Source organism: Rufibacter glacialis, from assembly GCF_008271745.1.
GTDB lineage: Bacteria > Bacteroidota > Bacteroidia > Cytophagales > Hymenobacteraceae > Nibribacter > Nibribacter glacialis.
In genome coordinates this window covers 17,137-32,956 of record NZ_VKKZ01000019.1, presented here as the reverse complement: position 1 = coordinate 32,956, position 15,820 = coordinate 17,137, and the positions used below count along the sequence as shown (strand labels likewise).

General features: G+C 53.1%; 10 protein-coding genes. 2 read left to right on the top strand and 8 right to left on the bottom strand.

The genetic code is table 11. From position 1 onward, the window contains the following. Positions 1 to 37: 37 nt before the first annotated feature. The gene (locus tag FOE74_RS05030) at positions 38 to 1,906 is read right to left on the bottom strand and encodes an FAD-dependent oxidoreductase (RefSeq protein WP_149097513.1); all 1,869 of its coding nucleotides are present in this window, start codon (positions 1,904 to 1,906) and stop codon (positions 38 to 40) included. Positions 1,907 to 2,136: 230 nt separating this feature from the next. On the opposite strand from FOE74_RS05030, the gene FOE74_RS05025 reads away from it, so the two are divergent. Further along, a complete protein-coding gene (locus FOE74_RS05025) occupies positions 2,137 to 3,369 on the top strand; it encodes an ROK family transcriptional regulator (RefSeq protein WP_149097512.1) in 1,233 nt (410 codons plus the stop codon). 411 nt (positions 3,370 to 3,780) lie between these two features. Here the strand turns inward: FOE74_RS05025 and FOE74_RS05020 are convergent, their stop codons facing one another. The 7 genes from FOE74_RS05020 to pruA all read right to left on the bottom strand — a co-directional run bounded on the left by FOE74_RS05020 (position 3,781) and on the right by pruA (position 14,829). Beyond that, positions 3,781 to 5,634: a family 10 glycosylhydrolase gene (locus FOE74_RS05020; protein WP_149097511.1), complete on the bottom strand. Its 1,854-nt coding sequence runs from the start codon at positions 5,632 to 5,634 to the stop codon at positions 3,781 to 3,783. 453 nt (positions 5,635 to 6,087) lie between these two features. Further along, complete coding sequence (locus FOE74_RS05015) at positions 6,088 to 8,397, bottom strand: glycoside hydrolase family 20 protein (RefSeq protein WP_149097510.1); 2,310 nt, start codon at positions 8,395 to 8,397, stop codon at positions 6,088 to 6,090. Positions 8,398 to 8,404: 7 nt separating this feature from the next. Beyond that, positions 8,405 to 9,079 carry an SGNH/GDSL hydrolase family protein gene (locus FOE74_RS05010; protein WP_149097509.1) on the bottom strand — a complete coding sequence of 225 codons (675 nt, stop codon included), beginning with the start codon at positions 9,077 to 9,079 and terminating at the stop codon, positions 8,405 to 8,407. A gap of 178 nt (positions 9,080 to 9,257) precedes the next feature. Next, entirely contained in the window at positions 9,258 to 10,451 is a 1,194-nt protein-coding gene (locus tag FOE74_RS05005) for an SGNH/GDSL hydrolase family protein (protein WP_188686418.1), read from the bottom strand. Between the two features lie 17 nt (positions 10,452 to 10,468). Then, positions 10,469 to 11,569, bottom strand: a complete 1,101-nt coding sequence (locus FOE74_RS05000; RefSeq protein ID WP_188686416.1) for a copper amine oxidase — start codon at positions 11,567 to 11,569, stop codon at positions 10,469 to 10,471. Between the two features lie 667 nt (positions 11,570 to 12,236). Then, positions 12,237 to 12,728 (bottom strand): DUF4112 domain-containing protein, encoded by a 492-nt coding sequence (locus tag FOE74_RS04995; RefSeq protein ID WP_149097507.1) that lies wholly within the window; start codon positions 12,726 to 12,728, stop codon positions 12,237 to 12,239. 469 nt (positions 12,729 to 13,197) lie between these two features. After that, positions 13,198 to 14,829 carry an L-glutamate gamma-semialdehyde dehydrogenase gene (gene pruA, locus FOE74_RS04990; RefSeq protein ID WP_149097506.1) on the bottom strand — a complete coding sequence of 544 codons (1,632 nt, stop codon included), beginning with the start codon at positions 14,827 to 14,829 and terminating at the stop codon, positions 13,198 to 13,200. Between the two features lie 143 nt (positions 14,830 to 14,972). Here pruA and FOE74_RS04985 point away from each other — a divergent pair, with 143 nt between their 5' ends. Continuing rightward, positions 14,973 to 15,719, top strand: coding sequence for a class I SAM-dependent methyltransferase (locus tag FOE74_RS04985; RefSeq protein WP_149097505.1), 747 nt, complete (start codon positions 14,973 to 14,975; stop codon positions 15,717 to 15,719). The last annotated feature ends 101 nt before the right edge of the window (positions 15,720 to 15,820 follow it).

Genomic DNA, 15,820 nt, shown 5'->3' with positions numbered 1-15,820 from the left:
TTAGTTGGGTTTGGTATATGTGAAGATTCAATAAATTTCAGCTTTTCTGCCGTTGCACCTGGCCATTAAAATCTACCGGGATGGCAAATGGATTCAGAAAATGGTCTATGATCACAGCAGCCTCTCTACGGTTCAGCTCTTTATCCGGGCTTGGCGCCTGGCCAAGGTTCAGCTTATTCCAGTCTGCGGCAATCTTGTCGTAGGAAAGTGCAGGGTTCACCGCAGTCAGCACCTCGGCCAGGTATTTGAGGGTCAACCTGGCGCCGGAAGCCTGCGTAGCCTTCAGTTCTTCGTAATAGGTTTTCAGGCCAGACACCACCTCGTGTTCGCTGGTTGGGTATTCAGGATAGAACCAGGTTTGGTTAGCCCATTTGTAGGCCACGCCTGTACCTTTCAGAATGCCGGTGGCACCCACCCGCTGAAGCGCAGCGAAATGCGGATCCTGGGGCTTCACGTCAATGAAAGGCATGATGTACGCTTTTGAATCAAGGAGGGCTTTCTGCACTTCCCGGATGCTTACCTGCCGGGGCTGTAGGTTGTTGCGGAGACTCACGGCCGCCAAAGCACCGGCTGCTTGCCCTAACCCAAGCACCACAGGCTGTAAGCGGGTGGCCCCATTCACGATGTTGGTGACGCTGATGCTCTTCTCGGCCACAACAAGGCCGTCTACCTGCCGGGGAATCAATGACCCGAGCGGCACGTTGTAAGAAGGCACCTTGATCTTCACAAAATCAATGGCCGGCGCATTAGGGTTCTTCAGGTGGTGATGGTCAATGGTGTAGTCGCCCACGGCAATACCCGTCCGGTAATATGCCTCCTTCTGATCATAGGGCTTAGCCACATGCTGCAGCGCGAATCTAGCCAATCCGTCCAGCCTCCTGGATTCGCGGTGATAGGCAATCATTGGCAGCTTGTCAGCGGTTGGGAACTCATTGTCGGCAATGCCCAGATTCTTGAACCCTAACTCAGTTTGTAGGTAATACAGGAACCGCAGCGTGTGCAGTTTGGCTTCTCTCAAGGCCATCTCGCGTTCTGCCGGGCTTTTCTCAATAATGTTCAGGTAGATATCATTGCCGCACTTGGGCCAGTTGATCATATACTTGTTGTTGGGCAACTTGCCGTAACCCATCATCTGCAGGCAATCGTTGTTCGGGCCACCGTCAGCGGCTGGGTCAGATACGTCGCAGGCGCAGTCAAACTCCTTGGAATTATAGCCCTCAGGTTTCTTGATGGTTTTATCGGCCCCTTTGCCATAGTCTTTCAGCACCACCACATAGGTCAGGTCCTGGATGATGTCATTGGCTTGCTCAGGGGCATACTCTTCCCCGGTTACGTGCTTGCTGTCCATGCCAATGTCATACTTGGCCCCAACTTTGGCCATGACATCACCTAGTTCAGTGGCATCTAACAGAAGCTTGGCTTCAATCACCCGGGTTTTCTTCCCGGTCTTCACAGTCACCCGCCAGGTAGAGCCCTGCTTCTTGATATCTTGCCACTGGGTTTTATACCAGATGGTCAGGTTCTTTTCTTTTGCCAGTTCCTTCAACAGTTTGTTCCCAACTGAGGGCTCAAACAACGTATTGCTCACCCAACCTGTCTCTACGGCCGCCGGCCCGCCATAATAGTTGTAGAGTTTCTGCCGAAACTCCCCCCAAAGCCCTGACGGCATGTTGTGGTTGCCATCAATGGCCGAAACACCGGCGGAGGTAAGCATCCCCCCCAGCCATTCTGTTTCTTCTATAATCAGGGTTTTGGTTCCCATTCGGGCCGCTTGCACACCAGCCGTAGTTCCGCTAGCCCCTCCTCCAATAATCAAAAGGTCTGTTTTTTCCTGCGCATGCCCGCCGTACCCTGAAAAGAGAAAGCTAAGGACTAATAACAAGGAATGTAGTTTGTATTGGTGCATAAAAGTAAAGGTTTACCACTAAGGTAAGATTATTTTTTACAAACTACCTATTCATTAATAAAATAATTTAATAAGTTATTTACCTGTAAAATATACACTTTCTAATTCTATTTCGGATAAAATAAGTAGATTGGATGCTATTACTTGTCAGGAATTGGATAATTTTGGCGTACCCAATTTGACCACAAGTGATTTTCATACGTAGACTTTAACAGCGAAATTACTGAGAAATGACAAAGACTTTCTTTGAGGAAATTAATAGTGAGAACCCTACAGGGGTGGCATTTAAGAATGTGAACCTAAAAAAGAAAGTTTTATCCTATTTTGCAAATACAGGTAACGCCACCATTGCGGAGTTAGGAAAAGAATTAAACCTGAGCGTTCCCAAGATTACCAGCCTTATCAATGATTTGATTAATGACGGATTGGTACAGGACCATGGCAAGGTAGATTCTACTGGAGGAAGAAAACCGAATGTATATGGCTTGGCTCCTGATTCCGGTTTCTTTCTGGGAATAGACGTAAAGACGCATCACATCAACATTGGCCTCACTGATTTCCAGAAGAAACTAATCAGCAGTGTTGAAAAGTATCCTTACAAGCTCACCAACAACCAAGAGTCGCTGGAAGAGCTTTGCCAGATCATTAACAATTTCATTAGTGAATGCCCTATTCCTAAAGAGAAGATCCTGGGTATTGGCATCAACCTCTCTGGCCGCATCAACTACGCCAAAGGCTACAGCTACAGCTTCTTCCATTTCCATGAAGACCCTTTGAGTAAGATCATTGAGTCACACGTAGGCATCAAGGTATTTCTGGAAAATGACTCCCGCGCCATGGCCTACGGCGAGTTCTGCTCCGGCGTGGTGAATCAGGAGAAAGACGTTCTGTTCCTGAACCTGGACTACGGTATTGGTATGGGTATCATGATCAACAGCCAGCTGTACTATGGTAAGTCTGGGTATTCCGGTGAGTTTGGCCATATCCCGGTGTTCCGAAACGAGATTATCTGCAAGTGCGGCAAAAAAGGCTGCCTGGAGACGGAAGCAGCCGGCTGGGCATTGGTGGAAATGTTCAAGGAACGCCTGAATGAAGGTGCTTCTACCCTGATAACGCGGGAAAACATTGCCCCTGAAAACCTGCTTCTGGAGGACATCATCAATGCTGCCCATAATGATGACGTGCTGGCAATTGAGTTGATTGCCAAGATAGGAGAGAAGATTGGGAAGGGAATCGCTCTGCTGATCAACATCTTTAACCCTGAACTAGTGATACTAGGAGGCAGCCTTTCCTCAACCGAAGAGTATATTCTCCTGCCTATCAAGAGCGCGATCAACAAATACTCCCTGAGCCTAGTTAACAATGACACCCAACTGAAAGTCTCAAAATTAGGGGAGCAGGCGGGTGTCATTGGGGCTTGCTTACTTGTTCGAAACAAGCTTTTGGCTTTGGAACATATTTAATCAACCTCTGACAGCCACACTCAAGGAAGTCTATTTAAAGCTTAGTTTAATGAAAGCAGGCTTTAAACAGACTTCGTGTTGCTTTCCTTAGGGTACTATTAAGCTCCCTTTTACCTCTTCCTCTGAAGTACTTCCTTCCTCTGAGGCTATTGAAGGAAAAGTTACTATGCACCTGTTTTAAGACTTTGGCAATGGCAAGCAGACTGCGAGATTAACTCCAGTAGTAATAGGATTTAATCCAGAGCCCTAAAAACGGAAGAGATAGAAGGCAAATAGGGGATTTCTATTTAAACGAATTTACTACTTCATAGATAGATAATAAATTAGTTTAATAACTGCCAATATAGAATTAACTTGCCTAATGAAACCCTCTTATAGCCGTAGTAGAGATCTCCCCTCTCATAAGCTTTCTTATTGAACCACTAGTTTAGCGGTACTGAGGCCATCACTTTGTTCTACTACCACCTGGTATACCCCAAATGGAAAGCCGGTGACATCTATTTGTACTATCTGGCCAGCTCTGAACAGCGGTCTGTTTATCTGATACACGGTTACCCCCTGCAAGCTCACCACTTTAATACTATAAACCAGACCTGTGGACCCAGGCAGTTGAAGGCTGAGGATTTTACTGGCAGGGTTAGGGTAAATCCGCAACAAACGCTTCCCGCCGTCCTCCTCCTTTACCCCCAACGGAGCCGGTACGGGGCTATCATCCAGGCGTCGGTTACGGACAATCATCACGGCGTCCGCGCTGAGAAATTTACCCGCTTCCAGGTTATCATCCACCAACTTAATTACCCGCTTCCGACCTTGGGTCAGGTAATAATCCCCCAGCTTCACCCAGCCGCTGTTCTGCACCAAGGTCTGGTTGACGGGTACCGATGTCTTCATCTCCCGAAAATCATACACCTCGTATTCAGCCTGGGCGCTTCGGTTAGAGGCCGGAATGGTATACACATACACCTCATAGAAAGCATCAGCGGGCACGTTCAGGTGATAGTCCAGCGAGACGCGACCTCCGGAGCCGCCGTAAATACTTTTGCCCTTGTAGCCGTCAAATCCGCTGGCTGCCCAGGTTCCGGTTCTCACCGCATCAGAAAGGTTATCAACGGTAGTGATGGCTCTGTGCTCGCGCCAGTCAGCGGTGGCGTAGGGCGGATGCACGGGGGAGGCAAAGCGGGTCTTGCGCAGGTAGTGGAAGTTGCCCACCAGGTCATCATAAAACCAAAGTGCCGCCCCCTTGAACCCCAAAGAGGTATTCACGTCCAGGTATTCCACTATCTGCGGTCCGGTCAACGTGGTGGTATTGGGCTTTACCGCAAAAGACGGGTAAATCCGCTCAAAGTTGCTGACCGAGTTCTTGGTGTAGGTGTTCCAGTTGCGGTAGGTGGTAAGGCTGGAAGAGTAGCTCTGCATCTGGAGGTTGTCCACCTTGTTGTTGGTGATCCACCATTTCCAGTCCTGCAGCAGGTTTTCATAGGCGGTATAGGTAGTGGTTCCCATCTGGCTGGGCGCGCTGGACACATTCACCTTCGGATTGACTGACTTCACGCTGTCATAGAGCAGCGCCACGAACTGGTTGATTTTATCGGCTCGCCAGCGCATCCAGCCTGCATCATTGGGATCCTGCGGAGGCTCTGCCCCGTTATGCTCGCTCTTATAGAGTTGGGTGGTATAGGCATCGTAGCCGTACTCCTTGCTGGAGTAGCGGATGCGGTCCATCTCAATGCCGTCCACATCGTATTTCCGGATGATTTCCGTGGCCAGGCTGATCAGGAACTGCTGCGCCTCGGGGTGGCTCTGCACCATCCAATAAAAGTTGCTGCCGTCTTTTTCTATCCCCGCTCGGGTGCGGGCCACCCAATCCGGGTGCGCCTCAAAAATGGGCCCTTTGGAAGTGACACCCGACGGCGCGTACCCTGCCACGAACCCGTACTCAAACCAGGCCTCTACGTGCAGTCCTACCCGGTGCCCCTCCGCAATGGCTTCGGCCAGAATATCCCGGCCCGCATAAGTGGGGTCAATGGCGACGCCAGTGTGCTTCTTGAACACCTCACTCTGCCATAGCGGATAGCCCCGGCTCCAGACGTTGACGTACACCACGTTGAAATTCGCGGCGGCCAGGCTGTCCATCTGCGAGGCCAGCTTGGCCTTGCTGGTAAAAGAGGTTCGGGCCAACCATGTACCGCGCAGCTCCTGCGCCTTGAGCTCCGTGAGCAGCGGCAACAGGAGCAGTAAGAAGACAAGCGTAAACGTCTTTTTCATAGGCAAAACGGATATAAAACCTGGAAAATCTAACTCCTTGGACTAACCTTGCACTGAAAGCAACTACCGGCACCATGGGCAAAGGGTTCCTGGCTAGGCTGTGTCTGAAAAATACTTCCGAGGCATTCCCCCCGGTTGTCCTGGGCAATTCTCCGGCTCCAGCGCCTGCGTTTTAGGGCTACTCTCCCGAAAGTAACCCTAAAACGTGCACCCTAGGGCGGTGCCTAGCTATTTTTCAGACACAGCCTAGGCTGTATCTGAAAAATGCTCCCGGAGCTTTCTTATCTTGTTACCTTGGCTATTCTCTGCCGCCAGCGGATATATTAGGCCCGCGTTTTAGGGCTGTTTCCCCAAAAGTAGCTCCAAAACGACTGTGCCCGCCATTTTTCATACACAGCCTAGCATACTATTTCCATAACATCGCACCGCCTTATTATAATAACCCTACGGGGATCAGCGCACAATCAACTCATCGGCCATCAGGAAAGCAGCGCCCCCGGCTCCCGGGTGCCAGGGCGGACACACGCCCACGTTCCTGGCGCGCACCCGCAGGTAGCGAGTCTTGGTAGGGGGCAGTTGTTGGGTAAACTCTTTCCGCACCGGCCCTTCCTCTTTGAGCGGAATAGCGTGCTTCAGCACCGCCAGCGTTTTGAAGCTGTTTTTGTCATTTGAGGAAGAAAACGTCACCTGGGTGGGCAGGAAAATCCAGGAGTTGGTATCCTGCAGAAAGCTGATGCTCACCTCCCGCACCTCTTTTTCCGCACCCAGATCAATGATGGCCTCCAGGTCTTCTTTCTCGAAGCCCTGCCAAAAGCCCTTGCGGTAGTCATTATCGGCCAATATGCCATCGGTTAAGGCGGCACCCCCCCCGGCGGCATAGGCCGTGTGGAACGGATGCGCCAACGCCGGAACCCGGTTCAAGGCGAGGTGTTTCACGAAAGAAGCCTGGGCCGTAGCCCCGTACGGCTCTTCTCCCTTGAAAGGCCTTACCCGCAGCTGGGTGGACTGAGCAAACTGAACCGGAACCCCGGTATAAAGGGCCGAGGCGCGGGTAGGCTCTGTGCCATCCAGCGTGTACCGTAGTTCCACCTGGCGCAGGCCAGCCTCCAGCGTAACGGCAAAGGCGTCTTGCTCCACCACATATTTTGGCACGAACGTGATCGGCCTGGCCCCAAACCCATACCGCACGCCCAATCGCTCCAGCACGGGGTAATGCGCCTGCACCCGCTCCCGGAAATCAGGATAGCCGCTGCCCGCCTGGTGCCCCCAGGCGTTCTCCGCGAAGGCCAGCAAGCGGGGGAAGATCATTTCGTCTACCCGCTCTTGCGGCACGTCTTCGGTCCAGAGCGCAGCCTCGGCCCCCAGCACCAGTTGCTGCTGGCCGGCAGGAAGCTGAGCGGGCACCATCGGGTGGTGGTAGACTTTCTCCAGGGGGGTGATGCCGCTGTTGAGGTCAAAGTAGAAGGCGGACCGGGGGGAGTTGATGACCGGAGCCCCGACTGCAACGGCCTCTTTCGCGGCCGCCGGTCCGTGCCAGGCCTGCACCAACGTTCCCGCACTGATGCCGCCCTTCAGGGCCTCGTCCCAGACAATGGGTTTCTTTTGGTAGCGCTGCAACACCGCCGAGGCCCGCTTGGTGAAATACCCCTGCAGGGCCTCCTCGTCAGGGAGGTTTTCTTTTTTCATGCGGGCCTGGCACTTGGCGCAGGCTTTCCAGCGGTTTTTGGGGGCCTCATCACCGCCGATGTGCACGTACTGGCCAGGAAACAGCCGGGCTACTTCGGCCAAGACGTTCTCCACAAAGGCGTAGGTCTGTTCATTGCCGGCGCAGAGGATATCCGGGTGCACCCCGGCGCGGTTGGACACCCGGAAAGGCCCACCCGTACAGGAAAGCTCCGGATAGGCTGCCAGGGCCGCCTGCACATGGCCCGGCATGTCTACCTCCGGCACCACGGTGATGTAGCGGCTCTGGGCATAGGCCACAATCTCCCGGATGTCGGCCTGGGTATAGAAGCCGCCGTGCGTTGAGCCGTCCGGTTCCTGTCGCCAGGCACCGGTACTGGTCAGTTTAGGATAGTTGGGAATCTGCAGCCGCCAGCCCTGGTCATCGGTGAGGTGCAGGTGCAGGGTGTTCAGCTTGTAGAGCGCCAGCAGGTCAATATAGCGCTTGAGGAAGTCTTTGGACATGAAATGCCGGCTCATGTCCAGCAGAAGCCCACGCCAGGCAAAGGTTGGTTCGTCGTGGATTTCCTGCACCGGCAGCCGCAGTTCCTGCCCGGGGGCACTCCCCGCCTGCTGCTGGTAAATCATTTGCCGCAGGGTCTGCACCGCCCAGAACAACCCGATGGGCGCTTTGGCCTCACAGACAATCCTGCCCTCCTGAATGGAAAGGGCATACCCCTCCGCGCCTACCGCCAGAGTTGGATTAACCCGAAGCAGAATCTGCGGCCGCGTTTTTGCCATTGATTCCAAAAAGGAGGCGGAAACCGGCAGGGAACGGCCGCTGGTTTCGTGGAGCAGGGCGGCCAAGTACTCCCCCAACTCCCGCAGCTCCGCCGATTCGGAGCTCAGCACGATGGACGTACCCTCCTGGAGACGAAACGCCCCGGGCCCGGGCTGATGTTTCTGGGGCAAGGGAATGAGGGCTACCGGCTGTCCGGCGTCCGCCTGCGGGGGCACTTTCATGGAACAGCCGACCAGGGAGAGGAGCATTGCTCCCCCCAACAGCCAGTTCGCCACAGCCTGTATGGTCCAGTGCCCCATGGTGCGCTTAATCAGCTAGATACGGTTCTACAATTTTCTTCCAGAGCTCATAGCCGGTGGGGGTCATGTGGATCCCGTCTGCCACGTACAGTTCCGGTTTGGGTTTCCCATCGGGGCCCAACATTGGGTTGCTCACGTCTACGTACTTCACTTTGCGGTGCCAGAAAGCATACCGCTTGATCTTCTTGTTCGCTTCCTCCATCTCGGGGTACATTTTCCAGCGTGCCGGGCTTGGTTTGATGGAAAGGTACACGAACTCTGCCTTGGGAAGCTCCTCTTTCATCTTTTTCGCGAAGAGTTTGAATTCCTCAAAGGTCATTTCAGCGTTCTTACCGCTGGCAATGTCATTATCTCCGGAATACAGCAGCACCTGTTTAGGCTGGTACTTCTTCACGATGCGGTCAAAGTGGTAGGTGGCATCGTTAATGCGGGAGCCGCCAAAACCCCGGTTCAGGACTGGTTTGTCCGGAAAATCCTGTTTCAGCGTTCGCCAGCCTCGCACAGAGGAACTACCGGTGAACACAATGCCGCCCGGTGCGGGCATGTTGGCACTGTCAGCTTTCTCAAAAGCCCGCATCTCTTTTTCCCAGACCAGCGGATTGCTTGGTTTTTGCGCCAGTACCGGCTGAAACAGAAACACCATGGCCAGTAGCAGCACAGAGAGGAGGAATGATTTTTTCATAGAGTAAAATAAAATAGAGTACAATAAATGAACAGAGATAATAAGAGGCCCAGGCCTGTTTACAGGTTCTAGCCTCAGTACATAATTTTGATAATCAGATAAAGACAGGGACAGTCATGGCATTAAGGCTTCGTTTTGGGGAAAAGTCGCCCAAAACGTCATCTATGCTGATTGGAGGTCAGCAGCCCTGCCTAGCTTTCTTTTCCACTTTCCTGATCTCTTTGGTTAGCTCTGTGGCCAGATGGGCAAATCCCAGATCTGTCAGGTGGATACCGTCTACGGTACCCTCGCCGTTGGCCAGGGCCAAGTTCTGGTTGTTCAGGTAAAAGAGGTTGGTAACGCCCGCCGCCTTCAATTGCTCATAGGCTTTGCGCAGGTTCTTGTTCTTTTCTGCCACAAGGCCCGCCACCCGCGTATCTACCCAGCCGTGGGCATATTCCAAGTTTTCCACCAGCAGAATGGGCGTGTGGGGCTGGGCGGCCCGCAGGTGCTTCACAAAGGCCACGGCTTTGGGCTCCACGTCCTCGGCCTGCATGTTGGGCATGTTGTCCAGCACATACAGGCTGGCGTCAATTTCGGTTAGCAGGTGGGCCAATTCTATGTGCATCTTCCCGTTCCCCGAAAAGCCCAGGTTAATGGTTTCGCGGTTCAATTGCCGCCCAATGATAGACGGATAAGCCATGCCCGCCCGGGTGGCACAGGCACCCTGGGTGATGGACGTGCCGTAAAAAACAATGGGTTTCTCCGGCTTACCGGCCAGGGGCTTGATGGAAGCGCCTTTTTCTACGCCAATAGACACCGAATCTACCCCATCATAGAGGGGCAGGTAAAGCATGAATTCCCGCTCACCGGCCACCATGCTGGAGACCAGCTCCACCTCGTTCTTCTTGCCTGACGGCTTGCCCACCCCGGCCCATTGCCAGCCGGCCTTTGTGCGGACATATAAATCCACGCCCTTCACAGCCGTGGGTGCCATGTGGTTCAGGCTGTTATTGCCCCTTACACTCCACCGCACTTTGATCTTCTGGGAATTGGACAAGAACTGCACATGCCCTCCCGCTGAGTGCTGGCTCAGTTTCCAGACCTCAGGGGTTACCGCTGCCTGGGCCTTGGCCGGCAGGCGGGTGTAGGTACGTTGCAGTTCTTTCCAGCCCAAACCTTTGATGGTGAGGCTTTGGGCATCATGCCACTCAAATTCTTTGGCCCGCGCAGCCTCAGCAGAAACGGCTTGGCTCTGCGCCTGGGGTGGCCGCCCGTTCAGCTCCGGGTGGGCCGCCAAGGCTCCTTTCCAGGGGAGCCCACCCAGCGCACCGGCCAGTAGGGCTCCCAGCAGAAATGGGCGATAAGACGTCAGCAATGCTTTAAACTCCATGGAATGCAGCATGAGGATCAAAGACGGCTGGTCTCTTTCATATCAATTGGGATAAAGATCAGGGGGGTTGGCAGGCAGGAGGCACCCGGCGGAGAGTAGGTGAACTTGATGGTCTGCTCCTCGCCATTGGCGGCCGGCGGAAACACCTGGACCAAAATTGCCTCTGGGGCTTTCTTAGTAATCAACTGGTCACTTGGCAACTGAATGATGCCGGCATCAAACTTGCCCTTGCCCATTACCATAGTAGCGGCCATTCCACCACACCATTGGTTATCATCTGAGCGGGAGTTCCAGGTGACAAGTGCCAGGCCTTTGCCATCGGTGCTTTTCCACTTCATTTCCACTTCATAGATCACACCGTAGTTACCGGCTAGCTTGGCTATCTTACCAGTACTGCTTTCAAAGCCTACCACCCAAGGATCTTTCTCTCCATCTGCCACGGTAAGTTCGGCTGGGCCGTTCTTGGTGTCCAGGACGCCCTCTGTCACAATATGGTAGTTGCTCACCCCAAAGACGCCACGCCCTGCCCCGCTTTGTGACTTAGGCGGCAACACGTTCGTGATTCTTTTCAAGGCCGCCGGGCCAGATGTTTTCAAGTCTGTCTGCACCACACTCACCTCACCAGGCTGGTCAATCACAAATTCGTAGAAACCGTGCACCAGCTCATCATACTTCACCACGTGCTTTTCCAGCTTCTCATCAATAGGGATAGCCTCTCCTGGTTTGATGGTTCTTACCACATTACTCCCGGTGGAGGCAAAATAGTCGGCAAGCCCTTGTTTCCCTATCTGGAAATAATTGGTACTGGGCTTTTGTGACGAATATTTCACCATGCGCAGGTGCATGACTCCTTTGCCCGTATTCTTGATCACCGCCGTGATCTTACGGTCTATCTTTGTCGGCTCCTTTACGCCGTTTACGTTGTATACATAAAGCCGGACCGCCCCAGGTTGAACCGGCTCCCGAAATGCAATTGCCTCTGGCACCCGGATGTACTCCGGGTCATCAGAAATAAGGTACTGCGGCCCTGGCAGCACAATCTTCTGATATTCAATAGGGGAATATTTTTTACCTAGAAAGCCCGGCAACTCAACAATTGCCCCTTGCTTACTTTTCAAGAGGGCTTGGTTAAGAGCAGGATCAAGAGACTGAGCCTTTGACAGCAAGGAGGCTCCGCAAAACAGTGCGAGCAATAGGAAGGAGCGTTTTTTCATGTTTGTATAGTTGGATTAAAACAGGTGGCAGTTTGACCTGAAGCAGGCAAAACAAACGGGAAGCTTTTCCACACCTATCTAAAACCAACGCCTACCTACAACTTATACCTCTAGCAGATAACCCCTGTGTTTTACTTCATGTTTGTTCCGATAAATATAGAAAAGATTTTTATTTATTAAAAAAAATTAAAATGTTTTAAGGCTTATTTAATTTTATTAGCAGTCGAACGATTAAAGTGAAGGTTATATCTGAAGATTGGTCTCCAGGAAAGGAACGATGGAGCAGTATGAATGGCTGATCACAAAGAATCACGACCCCCAGACCTGGAGGCTCTCTTTTAAAAAAGACCTTATGAAAAGGCAAGGCACCACCACGCTTGGCTAGGGTGCCTCCGATTTTCCCATTCCCAAAGAGTTGGGAGAGGAGCACGCTCTACAGATTAACCCAGTAGGTAGGCAAAGGCATTTGCTGGTTAGGCAAAAAAACAGAAGAGTGGCAGAACGTATACTCCCGTTCCGCCACTCTTCTGTTTTTCCTCTATTTATAGTTATAACCGGTAAGAGAAAATCCTTACCACGCCGAAGAAGCCCACAGCCACAGGTACTCGGCTACTTTCCAGAGAACGTACATCAGCAACCCAAACAGGACCAGGAACCCGGCCAGCACGCCTATGATGAAGCCAGTGCCTTTGCCTTGGTACTTGCCTTCCTGGTAGTGCTTCCGGAGTAATTCCACGTTGCGCAGGTTGGCCTTGTAGCCGAAGTCAAAGATCCAGCCCACAATGGGAATACTTCCTATGACCGCATCCAGGAAAATATTGAAGAGCATACGCACCACCAGCGCGCGGCTGGCTCCGTGTTTGGCCATGGTCATGACCAGCACCCCAGACATGGCAAAGGAAGAAAGGTCACCTACCACGGGCAGCAACCCCATGATGGGGTCCAGCCCGAACCGGAAGTTGGTGCCCGGCATCTTGAATTGGTTATCCAGCAAGCGGGAGAAAGACTCTACCCACTTCAGGCGCTCATCTATGGGGGTTACGGGTGGGGTAGTCTGGTTCATGTCAATAGGAATTTTCTCCTACATACGCAGAAAAGTCCCCCGAGATAATCTTCACCGGCGAAGGTGCCTTCTGAAAGGAAAGTTTTCGGCCGGCCGATGATAGGAAAATGGATAGCTTGGCCCTCTTTCTATTGCCTAAGCACTATGCTTATAGTTTGGCTACTCCCCTCCTTTCAAAGCGGGCATTTCCTTATAGAGTGGGCATTCTTTCTCCTGGCTAGCTGTGCTCCCCTCTATTGTCATCTTGGAAAGAACTTGGTAGCAAACGGTAATGGCGCTTCTCTTCGGCTTTTCTAGTTCGCCCACAAGATCCTTTCAGGATGACAAAAAGGGAGGAATGAATGAGAAAGGAACTCAGATGAACCAGATCCAGAACCGTTTAAAGCAAAACAGCCCTGAAACGGGAATCCGTTGCAGGGCTGTTTTCAGGAAAAGAAGCTTGAAACGCCTGTGGCGTGCAGCCCTTTGATTAGTCTTGCTGCAGGAACGGGTAACGGTAATCTACCGGCGGCACAAACGTTTCTTTGATGGTGCGGGCGCTGGTCCAACGCAGCAGGTTCAGCATGGAACCGGCTTTGTCATTGGTCCCGGAAGCACGCGAACCGCCGAACGGCTGCTGCCCTACCACCGCACCGGTGGGCTTGTCATTGATGTAGAAGTTACCGGCCGCGTGGCTCAATTTCTTCGTGGCCAACTCCACGGCGTAACGGTCATTGGCGAAGATGGCCCCGGTTAGAGCGTAGGGCGAAGTCTGGTCTACTATCTCCAGCGTCTCCTCAAACTTCTCAGGGTCATACACGTGCAGGGTAAGCACCGGCCCGAAGAGCTCATCGCACATGGTCACGTACTGCGGGTCTTGCGCCACAATGATGGTGGGCTCAATGAAATAGCCTTTGCTCTTGTCATGGTTACCACCGGCAATGATCTCCACGGAGTCGTCTTTCTTGGCGGCGTCAATGTAGCGGGCCAGCTTGTCAAAGGACTTTTCGTCAATCACGGCGTTGATGAAGTTGCTGAAGTCGCCGGGGTCTCCCATCTTGAACGATTTCAGGTCTTCCACCACGTAGCCTTTCACCTCTTCCCAGAGGTTGCTGGGAATGTAGGCGCGGGAAGCCGCCGAGCACTTCTGCCCCTGGTACTCAAACGCCCCGCGGGTAATGGACACGGCCACTTCTTTGGCGTTCGCCGATTTGTGGGCCACGATGAAGTCTTTACCACCGGTCTCGCCCACAATGCGCGGATAGCCGCGGTAGGTGTTGATGTGCTCGCCAATGGTCTTCCAGATGTTGTTGAACACGCCGGTGCTGCCGGTGAAGTGGATACCCGCGAACTGACGGTGTCTGAAGATCACATCGCCCGCCTCAGGGCCGTCTACATACACCAGGTTGATCACGCCGTCTGGCAGACCTGCCGCCTGGAACAGTTCCATGATCACCTGCGCGGAGTAGATCTGGGTGTTGGCTGGTTTCCATACCACTACGTTGCCCATCATGGCCGGGGCGGCCGGCAGGTTGGCGGCAATGGAGGTGAAGTTGAAGGGCGTGAGCGCGAACACGAAGCCTTCCAGCGGACGGTGCTCCAACCGGTTCCACATGCCGGGTAACGACTCGGGCTGCAGCTTGTAGATATCGGTCATGTACTGCACGTTGAACCGGAAGAAGTCGATCATCTCACAGGCGGCGTCAATCTCAGCCTGGTAGGCGTTCTTGGACTGGCCAATCATGGTGGCGGCGTTCATGCGGGCCCTGAAAGGACCAGCCAACAAATCAGCGGCTTTCAGGAAGATGGCGGCGCGGCTCTCCCAGGGCATCTGTGACCATTGCTCACGGGCGGCCAGGGCGGCGTCAATGGCCTGCTCTACGTGGCTGGCGTTGCCGTAGTGGTAGTGGGCCACCACGCGTTGGTGGTCATGGGGTGGGGTGAAAGGCACCTTGTTTTCGGTGCGTACTTCTTTGCCCCCAATGTACATAGGTATGTCTAATTGCTGCTCGCGCAGCTCATTATACGCTTTTTGCAGTTCTTCTCTTTCTTTGCTGCCGGGAGCGTAGCCCTTCACGGGCTCGTTCACCGGAATAGGGACATTGAAAAATCCGTTGGCCATATAGGTATTGTTTTAAATTCAAATGATGAGATAAACAAAGGTAGGGGTTTCGAGTAAAAAAGGCTAACGCTGGGTAGCCTGTAGAGGCAAGGGAAGTACCCTTCCCTTACGGTTACCAACAGAAAAGCTCATGATATACCGCTATGGCACCTAAAGACAATTTCTCTATCCAGGCCAGCCTCTATAAGAAGTTCAGGCCCACCTACCCTGCTGCCCTGTACCAGCATTTGCGCGCCCTGGTCCACCACCATGACCTGGCCTGGGACTGCGGCACGGGCAACGGCCAGGTGGCCGTGGAACTGGCCAACTTCTTTACCCACGTGCATGCCACAGACATCAGCGAGAAACAGCTGCAGCAGGCTCCGTCCTCAGACCGCATCACTTATCACCTGCTGCCCGCCGAGCGCACCACCTTCCCAGACGCTACCTTTGATTTGATCACGGTGGGCCAGGCGGTGCATTGGTTTGACTTCGATGCGTTTTATGCCGAGGTTACCAGGGTAGCCAAGCCCAACGCATTGTTGGCGCTCTGGGGCTATGGCCTGCTCTCCATTTCCCCGGAGATTGACGCACTCCTCCAGCATTTCTACACGCAAACCGTAGGCCCGTTCTGGGATTTCGAGCGTTCTTACATTGATGAGAGGTATGCCACCCTTCCGTTTCCTTTTAAAGAAGAACCCGCTTTTACCGGCGCCATCACCACCCATTGGTCTATTTCTGATCTGGAAGGCTACCTGAACTCCTGGTCCAGCGTGCAGGCGTATATCCGGGAGAAAGGAGAGAATCCGGTGGTATCTCTCATACAACAGGTGAAAGGGGTTTGGCCCGAGGAGGAAGGCAAAGAGGTACAGTTTCCTATCTTCAGCCGGATGGGCCGGATTAAAAAGTAAAGCCTGTTTAAAGCCTGATTCTTAGAAACCAGGCCTTAAACAGGCTAATTAAATTTTGCTTGGGTTAACGCTGCCTTACAGACTTTTCTTCTGGGCCTTGA

Bases quoted from the DNA above. Each gene is read 5' to 3' on its own strand.
- FOE74_RS04985 (WP_149097505.1), top strand. From the start codon at position 14,973: ATGGCACCTAAAGACAATTTCTCTATCCAGGCCAGCCTCTATAAGAAG.
- FOE74_RS05015 (WP_149097510.1), bottom strand. From the start codon at position 8,397: ATGGGGCACTGGACCATACAGGCTGTGGCGAACTGGCTGTTGGGGGGA.
- FOE74_RS05020 (WP_149097511.1), bottom strand. From the start codon at position 5,634: ATGAAAAAGACGTTTACGCTTGTCTTCTTACTGCTCCTGTTGCCGCTG.
- FOE74_RS05030 (WP_149097513.1), bottom strand. From the start codon at position 1,906: ATGCACCAATACAAACTACATTCCTTGTTATTAGTCCTTAGCTTTCTC.
- FOE74_RS05005 (WP_188686418.1), bottom strand. From the start codon at position 10,451: ATGGAGTTTAAAGCATTGCTGACGTCTTATCGCCCATTTCTGCTGGGA.
- FOE74_RS04995 (WP_149097507.1), bottom strand. From the start codon at position 12,728: ATGAACCAGACTACCCCACCCGTAACCCCCATAGATGAGCGCCTGAAG.
- FOE74_RS05010 (WP_149097509.1), bottom strand. From the start codon at position 9,079: ATGAAAAAATCATTCCTCCTCTCTGTGCTGCTACTGGCCATGGTGTTT.
- pruA (WP_149097506.1), bottom strand. From the start codon at position 14,829: ATGGCCAACGGATTTTTCAATGTCCCTATTCCGGTGAACGAGCCCGTG.
- FOE74_RS05025 (WP_149097512.1), top strand. From the start codon at position 2,137: ATGACAAAGACTTTCTTTGAGGAAATTAATAGTGAGAACCCTACAGGG.